Source organism: Nitrospirillum goiasense (genome assembly GCF_034427435.1).
Taxonomy (GTDB): domain Bacteria; phylum Pseudomonadota; class Alphaproteobacteria; order Azospirillales; family Azospirillaceae; genus Nitrospirillum.
In genome coordinates this window covers 771,030-788,487 of record NZ_JAXQNP010000004.1, presented here as the reverse complement: position 1 = coordinate 788,487, position 17,458 = coordinate 771,030, and the positions used below count along the sequence as shown (strand labels likewise).

14 protein-coding genes and 1 pseudogene are annotated in these 17,458 nt (G+C 67.5%); 7 read left to right on the top strand and 8 right to left on the bottom strand.

What is annotated here, in order from left to right; translation table 11 throughout:
• Positions 1–74: 74 nt before the first annotated feature.
• Complete coding sequence (locus tag ULB03_RS25205) at positions 75–1,520, top strand: methyl-accepting chemotaxis protein (RefSeq protein ID WP_322485831.1); 1,446 nt, start codon at positions 75–77, stop codon at positions 1,518–1,520.
• Positions 1,521–1,611: 91 nt separating this feature from the next.
• Here the strand turns inward: ULB03_RS25205 and ULB03_RS25200 are convergent, their stop codons facing one another.
• The 4 genes from ULB03_RS25200 to dctP are packed head-to-tail and all read right to left on the bottom strand — an operon-like array spanning position 1,612 to position 4,562.
• On the bottom strand, positions 1,612–2,958 hold the full coding sequence (locus ULB03_RS25200; RefSeq protein ID WP_322485830.1) for a TRAP transporter large permease: 1,347 nt from the start codon (positions 2,956–2,958) through the stop codon (positions 1,612–1,614).
• On the bottom strand, positions 2,945–3,493 hold the full coding sequence (locus tag ULB03_RS25195; RefSeq protein ID WP_322485829.1) for a TRAP transporter small permease: 549 nt from the start codon (positions 3,491–3,493) through the stop codon (positions 2,945–2,947). The genes ULB03_RS25200 and ULB03_RS25195 overlap by 14 nt, the downstream gene beginning before the upstream one ends.
• On the bottom strand, positions 3,490–3,708 hold the full coding sequence (locus tag ULB03_RS25190; RefSeq protein WP_322485828.1) for a type 2 periplasmic-binding domain-containing protein: 219 nt from the start codon (positions 3,706–3,708) through the stop codon (positions 3,490–3,492). Before ULB03_RS25190 ends, ULB03_RS25195 begins: the two co-directional genes overlap by 4 nt.
• Positions 3,709–3,710: 2 nt before the next feature.
• Positions 3,711–4,562 (bottom strand): TRAP transporter substrate-binding protein DctP, encoded by an 852-nt coding sequence (gene dctP / locus ULB03_RS25185; protein ID WP_322485827.1) that lies wholly within the window; start codon positions 4,560–4,562, stop codon positions 3,711–3,713.
• A 389-nt stretch (positions 4,563–4,951) separates the two neighbouring features.
• Between dctP and ULB03_RS25180 the strand changes: the two genes are divergently transcribed.
• The 3 genes from ULB03_RS25180 (at position 4,952) to ULB03_RS25170 (ending at position 8,283) form a co-directional block, all read left to right on the top strand.
• A complete protein-coding gene (locus ULB03_RS25180) occupies positions 4,952–5,104 on the top strand; it encodes a hypothetical protein (RefSeq protein ID WP_322485826.1) in 153 nt (50 codons plus the stop codon).
• 52 nt (positions 5,105–5,156) lie between these two features.
• A complete protein-coding gene (locus ULB03_RS25175) occupies positions 5,157–6,665 on the top strand; it encodes a malonyl-CoA decarboxylase (protein ID WP_322485825.1) in 1,509 nt (502 codons plus the stop codon).
• A 76-nt stretch (positions 6,666–6,741) separates the two neighbouring features.
• Positions 6,742–8,283 (top strand): malonate--CoA ligase, encoded by a 1,542-nt coding sequence (locus ULB03_RS25170; RefSeq protein ID WP_322485824.1) that lies wholly within the window; start codon positions 6,742–6,744, stop codon positions 8,281–8,283.
• Positions 8,284–8,396: 113 nt separating this feature from the next.
• On the opposite strand, the gene ULB03_RS25165 is transcribed toward ULB03_RS25170, so the two are convergent.
• Positions 8,397–8,564 carry a YdcH family protein gene (locus tag ULB03_RS25165; RefSeq protein WP_081486311.1) on the bottom strand — a complete coding sequence of 56 codons (168 nt, stop codon included), beginning with the start codon at positions 8,562–8,564 and terminating at the stop codon, positions 8,397–8,399.
• A 408-nt stretch (positions 8,565–8,972) separates the two neighbouring features.
• Here ULB03_RS25165 and ULB03_RS25160 point away from each other — a divergent pair, with 408 nt between their 5' ends.
• Positions 8,973–10,316: an MFS transporter gene (locus tag ULB03_RS25160; RefSeq protein WP_322485823.1), complete on the top strand. Its 1,344-nt coding sequence runs from the start codon at positions 8,973–8,975 to the stop codon at positions 10,314–10,316.
• A gap of 293 nt (positions 10,317–10,609) precedes the next feature.
• On the opposite strand, the gene ULB03_RS25155 is transcribed toward ULB03_RS25160, so the two are convergent.
• Together ULB03_RS25155 and ULB03_RS25150 are read right to left on the bottom strand one after the other, a co-directional pair.
• The gene (locus ULB03_RS25155; RefSeq protein ID WP_322485822.1) at positions 10,610–12,142 is read right to left on the bottom strand and encodes a hypothetical protein; all 1,533 of its coding nucleotides are present in this window, start codon (positions 12,140–12,142) and stop codon (positions 10,610–10,612) included.
• A pseudogene (locus tag ULB03_RS25150) lies at positions 12,139–12,864 on the bottom strand (ABC transporter ATP-binding protein); the annotation flags it as partial. The pseudogene ULB03_RS25150 and the gene ULB03_RS25155, both read right to left, overlap by 4 nt.
• Positions 12,865–13,169: 305 nt before the next feature.
• Between ULB03_RS25150 and ULB03_RS25145 the strand changes: the two are divergent.
• Positions 13,170–14,843, top strand: coding sequence for an alkaline phosphatase family protein (locus ULB03_RS25145; RefSeq protein WP_322485820.1), 1,674 nt, complete (start codon positions 13,170–13,172; stop codon positions 14,841–14,843).
• A 21-nt stretch (positions 14,844–14,864) separates the two neighbouring features.
• Here ULB03_RS25145 and ULB03_RS25140 read toward each other — a convergent pair whose 3' ends face one another.
• Entirely contained in the window at positions 14,865–15,836 is a 972-nt protein-coding gene (locus tag ULB03_RS25140; RefSeq protein WP_322485819.1) for an ion channel, read from the bottom strand.
• A gap of 305 nt (positions 15,837–16,141) precedes the next feature.
• Here ULB03_RS25140 and ULB03_RS25135 point away from each other — a divergent pair, with 305 nt between their 5' ends.
• The gene (locus ULB03_RS25135) at positions 16,142–17,452 is read left to right on the top strand and encodes a potassium transporter Kup (RefSeq protein WP_322485818.1); all 1,311 of its coding nucleotides are present in this window, start codon (positions 16,142–16,144) and stop codon (positions 17,450–17,452) included.
• Positions 17,453–17,458: the final 6 nt, after the last annotated feature.

The window sequence follows — 17,458 nt, the reverse complement described above, 5'->3', positions numbered from 1 at the left end:
AGATTGGCCCAATGCCTGCCGCATCCATCGCCTCCGACCCTCAAATCGATGTCCAACAGTCCCCTTTGGAGCGTGTGCGCCGTACCACCACCCTCTTGGTCCTGACGCTGCTGGTGGCGCAGGTCTTTGTTCTGGTCGCTGCCCAACTGGTGGTTCTGGGCGGGTTTGATTGGCGGCAGCCGGTGGCGACGCTGCTGGTCGTGATCGTGGCGGCGGGGGCCTGGGTGATGTTGCCGGCCACCGCCAGCCGTCTGGTCCTGGCGGCCTGCCTGCCCTTGGCGGGCGCCTTGTCCATCTGGGCGTTCGCCGGCAATCCCTGGCAGACCGGCATGCAGATCTATGTCTACATCCTGGTCGCCGTCTCCGCCGGCTTCTGTGACGCGCGCACGCTTGCGGCTTCGGCCGCGGCCGTGGCCCTGTTCTTCATCGTCGGCGGGCTGACGGTGCCCGAGGCGGCGGGTGTGCACGGCGGGGAATACCTGCGCATCCTCATGTATGTCTGGCTGGTGGTGTTTGAGGGGGCCTTGCTGGCCTGGCTGGCCCAGACCATGGCCCGGTCCTTCCAGCGGTCGGACGAGGCCCTGGCCGATGCCCGTCTGGCCCATGAGGAACTGGCCCGGGCCACCGCCGCGCGCGAGTCCGTCGCCGCGCAGGCGCGGGAGGAGCGCAGCCGCCTCATGATCGCCCTGGCGCAGCGTCTGGAAAGCGATGTCGGCGGCCTGGCGGGTGAGGTGGCGGGGGCCGCCACCGATGCCCGGGGCTGCGCCGACGACCTGCGCGCGCTGGTCCGCCGCGGTTCCGACAACGCCGGCGCCATCGCGGCCTCCGGCGGGGATGCCCTGGACAGCGCCTCTCAGGTGGCCGACGCCGCCTCGCAACTGTCCGAAGCCATCGCCGAGATCAGCAGCCAGGTCGCGCGCTCCTCCGGCGTGACGCGCCAGGCGGCGGAGCGGGCGCGGTCCGCCCAGGCCATCATCAGCGGCCTGTCGGACGCGGCGTCCAGCATCGGCAGCGTGCTGGCTACCATCAGCGAGATCGCGGAGCGCACCAACCTGTTGGCGCTGAACGCCACTATCGAGGCGGCGCGCGCCGGCGTGGCGGGCAAGGGCTTCGCCGTCGTGGCGTCCGAGGTCAAGAACCTGGCCGGCCAGACGGGCTTGGCGACGTCCGAGGTGGCGCAGAAGGTGGCCGCCATCCGGGACAGCACGCATGAGGCGGCGGAGGCCATCGAGTCCATCGCCACCGTCATCTTCGACGTCGATGCCGCCACCTCCGCCATCGCGGCGGCGGTGGAGGAACAGGACGCCGCCACCAAGGAAATCGCCCGCAGCGCGGCCGAGGCGGTACAGAGCGCCGGCGCCGCCGCCCGGGGATGTGAGGAGACGCTGTCGGCCTGGACCGATACCAACGGCTCCGCCGACGGCATCGCCGACCTGTCGAAGCTGCTGTCCGGCCGGGTGCAGCAGCTGCAGTCGGTGGTGACTGGCGTGGTGAAGCAGATCCGCACCGACGCGGCGTGAGGGTGGGCCGCTGGTCGGCGTGTGAGCCTGGAAAAGCGAAGGGGCGGCCCCATGTGGGACCGCCCCTTTTCTTTTTGAGGTCCAACACCCTTTAGCCGGCATAGACGGCGGCGGGCAGCCAGGTGGCCAGGCCGGGCACCAGGCACAGCGCCAGGATGGACACCAGCATCAGGGCCACAAAGGGCAACACCCCCATCACCACGTCGCGCAGGGGGATGTCCGGCGCGATATTCTTGATGACGAAGATGTTCAGGCCCACCGGCGGATGGATCAGGCCCATCTCCATGACGATGGACAGGATGATGCCGAACCAGATCAGGTCGAAGCCGGCGGCCTTCAGCGGCGGCAGGATGATGGGGGCGGTCATCAGGATGATGCTGACGGGCGGCAGGAAAAAGCCCAGAACCACCACCAGCAGCAGGATGGCGGTCAGCAGCACCCATTTCGACAGGTGCATGCCCACGATCCACTCGGCCGCCCCCTGGCTGATGTGCAGGTAGCTCATCACGTAGGAATAGAGCAGCGACATGCCGATGATCATCATCAGCATGGTGGATTCGCGCAGGGTGGACATCAGGATGGGGGCCACCTGCGCCGGCCGCCAGACGCGGTAGATGCCGGCCACCATCAGCAGGGCCAGCACGGCACCCAAACCAGCCGTTTCCGATGGGGTGGCGATGCCGCCGTACAGCGCGAACATGACGCCGATCAGCAGGATGACGAAGGGCAGCACACGCGGGATGGCGGCGAACCGTTCCCGCGCGGTGAAGGTGTCGGTGCGCAGTATCTCCGACCAGGCCCCGCCTTGTGCGTAGGCCGCGGTCGCCGCCACCTTTTCCTGGCGATAGCGGACGACGGCATAGATGGCGAACAGGACGACCATCAGCACGCCTGGGCCGATGCCGGCCAGGAACAATCGGCCCAGCGACTGTTCCGCCGCCACGGCATAGAGGATCAGGGTGATGGAGGGCGGCAGCAGGATGCCCAGCGTGCCCCCGGCCGCGATGATGCCGGCGGCGAAGCCCGGGGAATAGCCGCGACGCCGCATCTCGGGGATACCGGCGCTGCCGATGGCGGAACAGGTGGCGGGGCTGCTGCCGGCCATGGCGGCGAACAGGGCGCAGGCGAAGACGTTGGCGACGCCCAGGCCGCCCGGTACCCGGCCCATCCACACATGCAGCGCGGAATAGAGGTCCGAGCCGGCGCGTGACCGGCCGATGGCGGCCCCCTTCAGGATGAACAGGGGAATGGTCAGCATGGTGATGCTGGCCATCTCCTCATAGACATTCTGGGTGACGGTATCCAGCGAGGCCGCCGGCATGAAGACGTACATGAACACCACGGCGACGGCGCCCAGCGCGAAGGCGATGGGCAGGCCGGCGAACAGGGCCACCAGGGTGGCGCCACCATAGAGCAGGCCGATCTCAGCCGTGCCCATGGGCGTGTCCTTCCATGGCCTCGTCCGGCGCTTGTCGGGCCAGCAGCTGCAGGGCGATCTGCAGGGTCAGCAGGGTCATGCCCACCGACATGGCGAGGTAGGGAATCCACAAGGGGGGCGCCCAGGATGAAGAGGTGACATAGCCCTCCACCCAGGCCTCATGGCACAGCGCCCCCGATTTCCAGGAAAAGAAGCCGCAGAACAGGAGCGAGATCAGGTCCGCCACCCAGCGCCGTATCCGCTCCGCCGCCGGCGGCAGGAGGCCGCCCACCACCTCGATGGCGATGTGGCCCCTGCGGGACTGGACATAGGCGGCCGACAGGAAGGTGGCCCCCACCAGCAGGAAGATGGCGGCCTCGTCCTGCCAGTCCGCGGCCTGGTGCAGGAAATAGCGCGCAATCGCCTCCTCCGTCATGACGCCGCCGGCGGCGACCACCGCCATCGCCGCCACGGTGGCGATGGCGCGGTTGGTCCAGGCCAAAAGCGTGCCCGCCCAGCGCAGGGCGGCGGGCAATGCCGGTTCCGCAGCCCTCATGCCACGTCCTCGGCCAGCTTCAACAGGGTGGCCCCTTCGGGCACGCGTTCGGCGAAGTCCCTCCAGGCGGTGTCGCGGGCGATGGCGCGCCATTCCTTCATCACCTTGTCGTCCATGTCCACGACCGTCACCCCGGCCTTGGCGAAGATCTCGGCCGCGCGCTGGTCGTCCTTCTTGGCTTCTTCCTGCCCGAACGGCTCCAGCGCCTCCCCCACCGTCAGCAGCGCCTTCTGCTGGGCGGGGGGAGGGCGTCGAACACGATCTTGGACATCAGCAGCGGTTCCAGCATGTAGCAGAAGCCCTTTTGCCGTGCGGAAGTCAGGCTCTTGCACTGCTCCTCCAGCTTGAAGGAGATCAGGCTGGTGGAACTGGTGACGGTGGCGTCCAGGGCGCCGGTCTGCATGCCGGCATAGATCTCGTTGGATGGAAGGGACGAGACGGCGGCGCCGGCGGCCTTGAACATCAGGTCCATCTCCCGCGCCCCGCCCCGGATCTTGATGCCCTTGACGTCGGCGGGGTGCAGCACCGGGGCGCCGCGCGCCGCGACGCCGCCCGCCTGCCACACCCAGCACAGGATCTTCATGCCCTTGGCTTCCAGCGCCTTGGTCAGCGCCTCGCCAATCGGCTTTTTCTTCCAGGCCAGGCCCTGTTCGTACGTCGTCACCAGGCAGGGCATGAGGCCCAGGTTCATTTCCGGCACCTCACCCCCGCCGTAGGGCAGGGGGTAGAGGGAGAGGTCCAGGGCGCCTTTCCGCAGGGCCTGCAACTGCGCCACCGTCTTCATGAGGGAGGAGGCGGGATAGACCTCGAACTTCAGGGCGCCCTTGGTTTCCGCCTCCACCTGGACCGCGAACTTGCGGCATAGCCGATCACGGAAGTCCCCTTCCGTCAGCGTGCCCCCCGGGAATTGATGGGAGATCTTAAGGGTGGTCTGGGCCTGGGCCAGGGTGGGGAGCAGGCCGCCGGCGCTCAGCACGGTGCCCCCCAGGGTCAAGGTGGGGACGGCCGCCATACCCCCCAGCAGGGCGCGGCGCGACAAGGCGATGGTGGACGTCTGATCGGTCGACATGGGGGCGTGTTCCTTACCGTGGGCTGGCGCCGGCATTTTTCAGGAGCCGGCGTGAGGGTGGCCAGTAGCGTCGGTTAAAAAGGAAACATGAAATAATAACCCTGCTTCGACAATTCTATCAAGTGCAATACTGCTAAAGATCAGGCGTGCTTAACTGCTATTTTCCGTAATTGCTCAACAAAAGCCGCGACCATGAAAGGTTGTTATTTGCGTATACTTGGGATAGGTGGACGGACGAGGGCAATCTATGGGTGTCGAATCTGTGAAATGCCTCGTGGCTTTTCTTGCATGCATAGGGCCCACGGGTGTATGCGTGACCGTGGGAAGACTGCATCGGGCTCCGCCGGCCTTCAGGGGCTGGTCCGTCCCGCATGCGCCCTCGGATGAGGATGAGTCATGGTCCTGCCCGAACCCTGATGCGCCATCATATCGGCATCCAGGGCGACAGCCTGTCCGACTTCGTGTCCAATATGTCGACACCCCAGGCGGCCCCTCAACCGGCCTTGGCGGGTGCGCCGGGGCGGCCTACCATCGCCCGCTGACGGTACGGCGCAATCTCGTCTCCCCTGGTTCGCAATCCGCGAGGCCCAGCCCATGAGCAGCAGCACCTTCTTCCGGTCCATGTTGACCACCATCGCCGACCGCGGCCGCGCCCTGTTGCGCCGCCATGGACCGACGGTGGAGGATTTGCTGGAGGACGCGGCCAAGCTGATGCCGCTGTCGGGCAAGGCGCCGCCGCGCCGCGACCTGCCCAGCCTGTGCGACACCCTGCTGTCCGGCCGGGGAGAGGCCTCGGGCGTGGTGTTGGCTGGGCAGATCCTGGACCAGTGGGCGGCCCTGGACGCCGCCGGCCAGCGCGCCTTTCTTTTGGATTTGGCTTATCGTTTCGGTCCCGATCCCATCAAGCTGGACAGGGCCATCGACGCCTACCGCGCCGCCCCGGGGGCGGGCACGGCGCTGGTCCTGCACAACGCCGCCGAGGCCCGGCGGCAGGAGCTGTTCCGCCGCCTGAACCTGGCGCCGGGTGGGACCGAGGCCGTGGTGCGCATGCGCGAGGTCCTGTTCCGGGTCATGGCCGATGCCCAGGGGGTGGAGAAGACGGCGCTGGAGGCGGTGGACGCGGACTTCAGCCACTTGTTGGCGTCGTGGTTCAACCGTGGCTTCCTGGTGCTGCGCCACATCGACTGGACGACGCCGGCCAACATCCTGGAAAAGATCATCCGGTATGAGGCGGTGCACACCATCCGCGATTGGGATGACCTGCGCCGCCGCCTGGCCCCGTCCGACCGCCGCTGCTTCGCCTTCTTCCATCCCCAGCTGCTGGATGATCCGCTGATCTTCGTGGAGGTGGCGCTGGCGCCCGAGATACCGGCCAGCATCGACGCCCTGCTGGCCGAAGGGCGCGCGCCCATGGCGGCGGAGGAGGCGACCACCGCTGTCTTCTATTCCATCTCCAATTGCCAGGAGGGCCTGCGCGGCGTTTCTTTCGGTAACTTCCTGATCAAGCAGGTGGTGGAGGATTTGCGGGCCGAGCTGCCCAACCTGCGGACCTTCGTCACCCTGTCGCCTGTGCCGGCCTTCGCCAAGTGGCTGGGGCAGCAGCGCGCCGATCCGGCGTCCACCCTGCTGGCGCCGGCCGACAAGGATATCCTGGCGGCGCTGGACCGCCCGGGCTGGAACCAGGATCCCGCCGTGGCCGCCACCGTCTCGCCGGTGCTAATGCAGGCGGCGGCGCACTATTTCCTGAAGGCCAAAGCCCGGGGCAACAAGCCGGTGGACCCGGTCGCCCGCTTTCACCTGGGCAACGGCGCCCGGTTGGAGCGCATGAACTTCCTGGGCGACCTGTCGTCCAAGGGCTTGGCCCAATCCCATGGCCTGATGGTCAATTACCTTTATAAGCTGGACGACATCGAGACCAACCACGAGCGGTATGCCGACAAGGGGGAGGTGGTGGCCGCCGCCGCCGTCCGCCGCCACCTGAAGGCCGACACCACGCCCGATGATCCCAAGCCGCCCAAGAGCGATGGATCCAAGCCCGGCCGGCCGGACGCGGCGGCCAAACGGCCCAGTCCCGCCGCGGCCGACGCGTCAAGCCCCGTTTAGCCAACCGCCGTTTGATTGCCACCGTTCACCAGCAACGATAAAAAGCGCCTCAAGAAGAATCCGGAGTGTGACTGTCATGGCCAACCATCTCTTTTCCCTGATCCTGGGCCGCATGCCGGCGCGGGAGAAGCCGTTCATCATCCTTCCGGAAACCAAGGGCCAGCCTGAGCGGACCCTGACCTATGGCGACATGGTGGACCTGTCGGCGCGCATGGCGAACCTGCTGGTGGCCCGGGGCGTGAAGCCCGGCGACCGGGTGGCGGTCCAGGTGGAAAAGAGCGCCGAGGCCATCATGCTGTACCTGGCCTGCGTGCGGGCGGGCGCCATCTACCTGCCGCTGAACACCGGCTATACCTTGGCGGAGCTGGACTATTTCATTGGGGACGCCACGCCCCACCTGGTGGTGTGCGATCCCGCCAAGGCGGTGGCCATGACGGAGCTGGCCCGGGCCAAGGGTGTCGCCGCCGTGGAGACGCTTGGGGGGCAGGGGGCGGCGGACGCGGGCACCCTGTTGGCGGCGGCGCTGGAACAGTCCAGCACCTTCGCCGATGTCGCCCGGGGGGCTGACGATTTGGCCGCCATCCTCTACACCTCCGGCACCACGGGCCGGTCCAAGGGCGCGATGCTGAGCCATGACAACCTGGCCTCCAACGCCCTGACCCTGGTGGACTACTGGCGTTTCACCGAGGGCGACGTGCTGCTGCACGCCCTGCCCATCTTCCATACCCATGGGCTGTTCGTCGCCACCAACACCCTGCTGCTGGCCGGCGGCACCATGATCTTCTTGGCCCGCTTCGACGCGGACGAGGTGCTGCGGCTGCTGCCCCGCGCCACCACCATGATGGGCGTGCCCACCTTCTATGTCCGCCTGCTGCAGCATCCCGGCCTGACGAGCGAGGCGACGGCCCATATGCGGCTGTTCATCTCCGGCTCCGCCCCCCTGCTGGCCGAGACCCATGACAGCTGGCGGGCCCGTACCGGTCTCGCCATCCTGGAACGGTACGGCATGACCGAAACCAACATGAACACCTCCAATCCCTATGACGGCGACCGCGTGGCCGGCACCGTGGGCTTTCCCCTGCCGGGCGTGGCCCTGCGCGTGGTGGAACCGGAGACGGGGGCCGCCATACCCCAGGGCGAGATCGGCATGATCGAGGTGCGCGGCCCCAACGTCTTCAAGGGCTACTGGCAGATGCCGGAGAAGACGGCGGCCGAGTTCCGGCCCGACGGCTTTTTCATCACCGGCGATCTGGGCAAGATCGACGCCCGGGGTTATGTCCATATCGTCGGCCGGGGCAAGGACCTGGTCATTTCCGGCGGCTACAACGTCTATCCCAAGGAGATCGAGACGGAGATCGACGGCCTGCCCGGCGTGGTGGAGAGCGCCGTGATCGGGGTCCCCCACCCGGATTTTGGTGAGGGCGTGACCGCCGTGGTGGTGCGCAAGAAGGATGCGGCGGTGGACGAGGCCGCCGTGCTGGCCGCCCTGGACGGACGCCTGGCCAAGTTCAAGCAGCCCAAGCGCGTGCTGTTCGTGGACGATCTGCCGCGCAACACCATGGGCAAGGTGCAGAAGAACCTGCTGCGCCAGGAATACCAGGACCTGTACCGCAAGTAGGTCGGGACAAAAAAAGACCGGATGGGGTGCCCATCCGGTCGGTTACTTTTACTGTCCAGGGCCGGCGCCCGTCTTCGACGGGGCGCCGCCTGGGGGGTGATGGCCCGCGGCGCTTAGTGCCGCGTGTGTTCGTCGATCTTCTCTTTCAGCCTGAGCTTTTCAAATTTCATGCGCTGCACCAGGGCGCTGTCATGATAGGGGCGTGCCAGTTCGCTGTGGATGCGGTCTTCCAGACTGGCATGCTTTTGACGCAGGCTTTCGACGAAATTGTCAGTGGCCATAGTTCCCTCCAGCTATCTGTTCAAGGGATAAAGGCGACGGTGCCGTGAGTGCCTTAGACGATGGTCCGGTTCTGGCAGTGGTTCCATCCCGCTTTTTGTCAGCGCAACAAAGTTGGTGCGGACATATATTTGCTTTTATTGACGCATCCGTCACTGGGCGACGATCGTCGCCTTGAAGCGGTCATGCCGCGTTTCAAAAGCTTACGCCCCTCATAGGCCGAAGTCTTCAACAAAATTGGATAGTGCTAGACGAAGGGCAGGGGCGCGCTAAGCCATTGTCCGGCCGGCTATGACGGGTCGATGACAGCCATATGACACGCGAAAGGCGCTATGTTTCAAGGGCCCTTGCAATATGGGCAATTGCCCGTAATATGGAGCGCCTTCGTACCCCGATTGGATAAGTGCGCCATGACCGACGCGACCGTCCCCCAAAAATCCCATGGTTCCGCCCCAGCCCTGGCGCGGCGCCTGGCCCGGCGGGTGGATGGGCGCATGCATTACGGCTGGGTGGCGGCGGCCTTGGCCTTCACCACGCTGCTGGTGGGGGCGGGGGTGCGGGCGGCGCCGGGCGTGCTGTTCGTGCCGTTGGAGCAGGCGCTGGGTTGGGACCGCGCCACCATCGCGGCCGCGGTGTCGCTGAACATATTCCTCTATGGCTTCATGGGCCCGTTCGCGGCCGCCCTGATGCAGGCGGTCGGTGTCCGGCGCACCATCCTGACAGGGCTGGGCCTGCTGGCCGTGACGACCATCACCAGCACCCTGATGACCCAACCCTGGCAGATGATGCTGTCCTGGGGCCTGCTGGTGGGCCTGGGCACCGGCCTCACCTCCATGACCTTGGCGGCCACGGTGGTGAACCGCTGGTTCATCAAGCAGCGTGGCTTGGTCATGGGCCTGCTGACCGCCAGCTCGGCCACCGGCCAGCTGGTGTTCCTGCCGGGCATGGCCGCCCTGGCCACCCATTTCGGCTGGCAGGCGGTGGGCCTGGCCGTGGGCGCCGCCGCCCTTGCGCTGGCGCCCCTGGTGGCCCTGCTGTTGCCCGACAGCCCGCGTGCCGTGGGCTTGGCGCCTGTGGGTGGCACGCTGGAGGATGAACTGCCGCCATTTAATGCGCAGGGGGTGAGCGGCAACCCCATCGTCATCGCCTTCACCACGCTCGCCCGGGCGTCGAAGTCGGTGGATTTCTGGCTGCTGTTCGGCAGTTTCTTCGTCTGCGGCCTGTCGACCAACGGCCTGATCGGCACCCACCTCATCTCCGCCTGTTTTGACCAGGGCATTCCCGAGGTGATGGCCGCCAGCCTGTTGGCGCTCATGGGCCTGTTCGACCTGGTGGGCACCACCGGGTCCGGCTGGCTGTCCGACCGGGTGGACAGCCGCAAGCTGCTGTTCTGGTACTATGGCTTGCGCGGCCTATCCCTGTTTTATCTGCCCCTGTCGGGCTTCAGCCTTTACGGCCTGTCCGTCTTCGCCGCCTTCTACGGCCTGGATTGGATCGCCACCGTGCCGCCCACCCTGCGCCTGGTGACCGACCGCTTCGGTCGCCGTGACGCGCCTGTCGTCTTCGGCTGGGTGGGGGCGGGGCACCAGATGGGGGCGGCGCTGGCGGCCTATGGCACCGGCCTCATACGCACCGAATGGGGCAGCTATTTCCCGGCCTTCCAGGTTGCCGGCGTGGCCTGCGTGCTGACCGCCATCATGGTGCTGTTCATCAACCGCCGCCGCGGCGGCGCGGCACTCTCGCCGGCGGAGTGAAATGCTGTCCGATAAGGACGACAGCCATCCGCGTTAGAGCGAGATGCGATCATGTCTGATCGCATCTCGCTCTTAACCTGTTCATGATAGAGCGGAACACGATCAGGTGACTACACCTGATCGTGTTCCGCTCTAAATCAGATGCGGCCCGCTCTCACTGCGTTTGTCCGCGAGCAACTTCACGCTCCAATAGGCCGCGATCGCGGCCGCCGGACCTTTTCGGGGAGCGCCAGCGGACTGAAAAGGGAGGAAGCCAAGCCCCGGAGGGGGCGCCCGGCGATTGAGGGCCCGCGTTAAAGAGGCGCCCGCAGGATGGCCACCAGCCCCAGCAGGCCGCCCGCCACCAGCAGGGCGAAGGGGTTATGGTGCAGCATCATGACGGTGGCGGCCATCCAGCCATAGCCCATCAGCATTTCCAGCACGGTGCGCCCCACCACCTTGCCCCGCGCGCCCTTGGCGGGCTTCACCACGTCATTGATCATCGTGGCCCCTGTCACGGGCTGTACCCACAGGCTGGCCACCACGGCGCAGAAAATGGCCGCGACGCCGCAGCTGAGCAGGGTCAAGCTGCCCCACGGGCTGACGCCGCCGACGGCGGCGGCCACCAGGACGACCACCGCCAGCGGCGGTATGCTGGCGGCCTCCACCTTGGCTTGGCGCAGGCGCTTGGGCGGCACGGGGGCGGCGTTGATCAGGTCGGCCACACCGTCCGCCAGCGCCAGCTTGGCCAGCATGCCGGCGGCGAACGCCGCCATGGGCACCACCAGGGCGGCCAGCAGCATGGGCTCCTCCCGCCATTGGGCCTGCATGGAGATGGTCAGGATGATGGCACCGCTCATCTGCTGGAACAGCAGCAGGGACAATTGCGGGTGGCGCCGCATCAGGCGCCATTCCTTGCGACGCAGCGCCGGCCCCAGCGTGTCGTGGAAGCGGTGGGCCTTGATGGGGGCTTTGGCGCGCGGGCCGCTGGCGCCCGCCGCCGCCGTCGCCGTCGCGATGAAGGTCGCCCCCCAGCGCGTCGTGACCATGGCGAAGACACCGACGCACACGACGACCAGGATCAGCAAGGGCAGGGGTTCGCCCACCAGGGCGCGCCCCGGCAGCAGCAGGACGGAGGCCAGCGTCCCATGCGCCCAGCTCTGGCTTCGCGCCATCCAGTCCACCTGCGTGCCCAGCAGGCGGGGAATTTGCCCCGCCAGGCCCATGAGCATGCCGGTGAACGCGGCGACCACCTGGCCAACGGCACGGGCGCGGCGCACGCCGATCCAGCGCACCAGCACCAGCGCCACCATCAGCGCGAGGCTGGTCACCATCAGGGCCAGGGCGGGCAGGACCAGATAGGCCGCCAGCCAGTTGGGGTGGCCGAAGATGGCGCCCATGTTGGCGATGGGCAGGATCATGGCCGCCGGGAACACCAGCGCGCTGGCCACCACCGCCAGGGCGCGCGCCGGCAGGATGACCGAGGGCGACAGGGGCGACGACAGCAACAGGTCGTAGTCGCCCCGCGCGTAGATGGTGTCCATGGCGCGATAGATGGCCGTGCCGGCCATGAAGCAGCAGGCCAGCGCCGCCACCATGGCGCCGATCGCCGGCAGCGTGGCGGCGCCCCCCTTGCCGGCGTCGCTGTGGTCGGCGCCCAGGGCCAGGAAGGCGCCCAGGACATGGAACAGGATGACCATCAGCAGCAACGACACCCAGACGCCGGTCGACGACAGCTTGATGGTTCGCACGGCCAGGCGCAGTTCATGCCGCAACAGCCAGGCCAAGGTGCCGGGACGCAGCAGGGCTGCGCGCGCGGCGTCGGGGCGTAAGGTGCCCGCGGTCATGCCGGCGCCTGTTCGGCCATGGTCTGACCGGCCGGGGTCTGACCGGCGGGGGCATGGCCGGCCGGGGTGGCGACCAGGTCCAGGAACACCTCTTCCAGGGTACTGTCGCTGCGGCCCACGCGGCCGCGCAGTTCCGCCAGGGTGCCCTCTGCCAGTAACCGGCCGCCCTGGATGATGCCGATGCGGCTGACCAGCCGTTCCGCCACGTCCAGGATATGGGTGGTCAGGATGATGGTGGCGCCCGCCCGCACCCGTTCCGCCAGGATGTCCTTGACCTCGCGGGCGATGGCGGCGTCCAGGCCGGTCAGCGGCTCGTCCAGGATCAGCAGTTGGGGATCGTGGATCAGGGCGCCGGCCAGCGCCGCCTTCTGCTTCATCCCGCGCGAAAAGCCTTCGCACCGTTCCGCCCGGTGGTCCCACAACTCCAGGCGGTGCAGCAGCTCCTCCGTCCGCGCGCTGGCGGCGGCGGCGGGCACACCCCAGAGACCGGCGACGAATTCCAGGAACTCCAGCGGCGTCAGCTTGTCGTAGATCAACGGTTCGTCCGGCAGCCAGGCCACCTGCCGCTTGGCGGCGATGGGATCGGCCAGGGCATCGACGCCGAACACGCGCACGCTCCCGGCATCGGGTTTCAGCAGGCCGACGATCATGCGCAGCGTGGTGGTCTTTCCCGCCCCATTGGGGCCCAGAAGGCCATAGAACTCGCCCGGCGCGATGGTCAGGTCCAGGTTACGCACCGCCGGCCGGTCGAACGCCTTCGCCAGCCCGCGCACTTCCAACGCCGTCATTCAGCCCCCCGCTGCCCGTCCCCCGTTGCCCCGCCCAGCGTGGCGCTGGCGGGCCTCTTCCCCATCTCTCCACCTTAAGTCAGGGGCCGGGTGGCGGCAAGCGATGCGCTGTCGCAGAAGATCCATATGACATTTCAATGGCATCGCTAAACACATCTTGCGATTGCGCCATGGATGGAAAACAACGGCCCTGCTTCTGGCGGGCACATCCGCCACGGCGGAAGAGCAGGAGGGAAACTGTGACGCGTTGGTATTCCAAGATGACGGCCCTGTGTGCCGCCGCCGCCCTGTTCGGCGCCCTGCCTGGCGGTGCCATCGCCGCCGACGCCGGGCCGTCGGCGCCCGCGCCCAAGCTGGTGGTGCTGGTGTCGGTCGACCAGTTTTCCACCGACCTGTTCCAGCAGTACCGCAGCCATTTCACCGCCGGCCTGCGCCGGTTGACGGAAGGGGTGGTGTTCCCCAACGGCTATCAGAGCCACGCGGCGACGGAGACCTGCCCCGGCCATTCCACGCTGATGACCGGCGACCGTCCCGCCCGCACCGGCATCATCGCCAACGATTGGTACAGCTTCCGCGGTCCCCGGCCGGGCAAGATCTACTGCGCCGAGGATGAGAGCAAGGGCAGCTACAAGAGCTACGTCCCCTCCGACGTGCACCTGAAGGTGCCGACGCTGGGCGAGCGGCTGAAGGCGGCCGATCCGGACGTGCGCACCGTCTCCGTCGCCGGCAAGGACCGCGCGGCCATCATGATGGGCGGTCACGCCGTGGATGAGCTGTGGTTCTGGAAGGACGGCCAGGGCTTCATTTCCTATGAAGGCCGGACCGCGCCAGCGGCCGTCAAGGCGGTGAACGAGGCCGCCATGGCCGAGATCGCCAAGCCCGCGAAGGAATACGCCGAGCCGGAATGGTGCAGGGCCATCGACATGCCGGTCGCGGTGGAGCGGAAGGACGACGTCCTCACGGTCGGCGACGGCCGCTTCGCCCGCCAGCCGGGCCCCAAGGCGGAAGCGCAGTGGCGGGCGTCCCCCGCCTTCGACGCCGCCATCGTCGACCTCGCCGTCCGCCTGATCAAGGACATGAAGCTGGGCCACGGCAAGTCGATCGACGTGCTGACGGTCGGCGCCTCCGCCACCGATTACATCGGCCACAGCTACGGCACCGAAGGGTCGGAGATGTGCATCCAGGTGGCCAACCTGGACCGCACGCTGGGCAAGCTGGTCGCCGCCCTGGACGCCACCGGCGTGGACTATGTCTTGGCCCTGTCGGCCGACCACGGCGGCAACGACATTCCGGAGCGTGAGCGCCTGCGCGGCATGCCCATGGCGGCGCGCGTGGACGACGGCCTGGTGTCCGAGAACCTGGGCAAGAAGGTGGCGCCCCTGGGCGTGGATGGGTCTGAACTGCTGTTCGGCGGCGGCAACGGCGACGTCTGGGTGGGGCCCACGGTCGCGGGGTCGTGGCGGACCAAGGTCGTGAACGAGGCCCTGGCCCTGTACCGCGCCGATCCGCAGGTGGCCGCCGTCTACACCGCCGCCGAGGTGGCGGCGGCCCCGGTGCCCACCGGCGCGCCGGACGCGTGGAGCCTGCTGGACCGGGCGCGGGCGTCCTTCGACCCCGACCGTTCCGGTGACCTGGTCGTCTTCCTGAAGCCGCGCATCACCGCCATCCCGTCCAAGCCGGCGACCTACATCGCCACCCACGGCAGCCCCTGGGACTATGACCGGCGCGTGCCCATCCTATTCTGGCGCAAGGGCCTGACGGGCTTTGAGCAGCCCTTGTCCGTCGAGACGGTGGACATCATGCCCACCCTGGCGTCGCTGGTGGGCTTCAAGCTGGCGCCCGGCGATGTCGATGGCCGTTGCCTGGACCTGAATGGCGGGGCCGGCGACACCTGCGCCGCCACGGCGCCGTGACAGCAAGGCCGCGCCGCCGGTTCAGGCCGTCGGCGCGGCCCCTTCGGGCCTGTGGGGCGCGGGCTCGGTGGGCAGAATCGCGTCGGCCGGGGCCGCTGTGTTCAGGCGCTGCGGCTCCGTCTCATGGAAGCGGTCGAAGTCCAGCAGGCGGTAGCCGTCGTCGCGTGTGTTGATGATGTCGACGAAGCGGCGGCCCCATAGGGCGTCGTCCATGTCGTAGATTTTGCGGCCATAGACCGTCTGCGAATAGCTTTCGTCCGTGCCGCTCAGCAGCACGATGAAGTTGGCATGGCCCTGCCGCAGCGTCCATTCCGTCTGGCCGTACAGCGGGCTGGTCTCGTCGATGCGGTGGATGATGGTCCAGGACAGCGCGAACAGGGGCGATTTGGCGCGCATCAGCCTCAGCTCCTCGAAGCCGCGCATGTGCGTCCCTTCCTCCGTGATCCGCGTGGTGCTGACCGACACGCTGGCCTGCGCCTCCAGGATCTGGTTGCCGCGCGTGTTGCCCGCCCGCAGCATCAGCACGGGATAGCCGTCGTGCTGGGTGAACAGGATGTTGCGGCTGAACAGGATCATCGCGCGGGGGCGGGAGAAGCGGGCGAAGATCAGGCCGGTGATCTGGGCCACCCCCAGCATGCCGGTAAAGGATTCGGCCGCCGCCACGCTGTTGGCATAGACGGTCTTGGGCGCCATGACGCCATACCCCATCGTGCCCAAGGTCTGCACGCTGAAGAAAAAGGCGTCGGCGAAGGACCCGATGCGGGCGTTGGTCACGCCGCCCGGATCGGCCAGGTACAGCCAGGCGAAGATCAGGTTGGCGATAAGGTACACCGCCAGCGCCAGGCCGAAGAATCCGCCCCATGAGATGCTGAGCAAAAGGTGGTAGGGGTCCTGCCAGCGCAGGGCCGGAACCCCCTTCAGCGTGGCGAAGGGGCGGCCATCGACGGTGATGCGGCGCTGGTGCAGGCGGGCCAGTCTTTTACGGGGGGGCACGGGCGAAAAACCGTTGGTTCAGTTGGCGTTGGCGGGGCTTCGGCACCATAGCCGAAGCCAGGCGAAATGTCGTTTTTTCCGATCCAGGGACGGGCCCCCGAATGTTGCACCTGCGATGACGTTGTTGACTGACGCCGCAATCCGTCCCAGGGTGGTGGCGTGGTCGATCCGGCCGCTTTGCCACCGATGTCGTGTTTCAATCGTCGTTTCGTTGCTATTGGACCTCTATCTCTTTTAGCCATACCGCCCGACCGAATCCCGAACACGCCATCCTAACGCAGTCCACGCCGATCCCCTCCGTACAGATGCAATCCAGCCACTCTAGCGACCAGCACGACGCTGGACGCCGCCACTGGGCCCTGACCCTCGGGGCTTTGGGCGTCGTCTACGGCGACATCGGCACCAGCCCCCTGTACACCATGCACACGGCGTTTGACCCGGCGATCACGGGCATGCCGCTGAACGAGGCCAACATCTTCGGCTTCCTGTCGATGGTGGTGTGGTCGCTGGTGCTGGTGGTGACGCTGAAATACGTCGTCCTCATCCTGCGCGCCGACAACAAGGGCGAGGGCGGCATCCTGTCCCTCTCCACCCTGGCGCTCAGCGGCAAGGACCGCTCCCGCTCGCAACGCCGGCTGATGACCGTGCTGGCCATGCTGGGCCTGGCGCTGTTCTACGGCGACGGCATGATCACCCCGGCCGTGTCGGTGCTGTCCGCGGTGGAGGGGCTGGAGATTTCCGCCCCCGACGTGCAGCACTGGGTGGTGCCCATCACCGTGGTCATCCTGGTGGGCCTGTTCCTGATCCAGAGCGGCGGCACCAACACCGTGGGCCGGCTGTTCGGGCCGGTCATGTGCTTCTGGTTCGCCTGCCTGGGCGCCATGGGCATCGTCCACATCCTGCAGGTCCCGCACGTCCTGAGGGCGCTGGACCCTCGCTATGCCCTGGACCTTGCCTTCAATCACGGCTGGTCGGTGTTCTACATCCTGGGCGCCGCCGTCCTGTCCTTCACGGGGGGCGAGGCGCTGTACGCCGACATGGGCCATTTCGGCCGCCAGCCCATCCGCCATGCCTGGGTGGCCGTGGTCTTCCCGGCGCTGGTCCTGAACTACTTTGGCCAGGGCGCCCTGCTGCTCAGCAAGCCCGAGGCCATCGATAACCCCTTCTTCCTGCTGGTGCCGGAATACCTGCTGCTGCCCCTGGTGGTGCTGTCCACGGCGGCGACCATCATCGCTAGCCAGGCCGTCATCTCCGGCGTGTTCTCCCTGACCCGTCAGGCGGTGCAGCTGGGCTACATGCCCCGCATGGAAATCCGCCACACCTCGGAAAGCGAGATCGGCCAGGTCTATGTGCCGCGCATCAACTGGGCCCTGCTGGTGGCCGTCGTGGCGCTGGTCATCATGTTCGGCAGTTCCGCCAAGCTGACCGACGCCTACGGCCTGGCGGTGACGGGCAGCATGGCCATCACCACCATCATGGCCCTGTTCACCGCCCGCGACGTGTGGGGGTGGAGCCGGCCGCGCGCCGCGGTCGTCTTCGGCTTTTTCCTGTTCATCGACTTCAGCTTCCTGACCGCCAACTGCCTGAAGATCCCCAGGGCGGCTGGCTGCCCCTGACGGTGG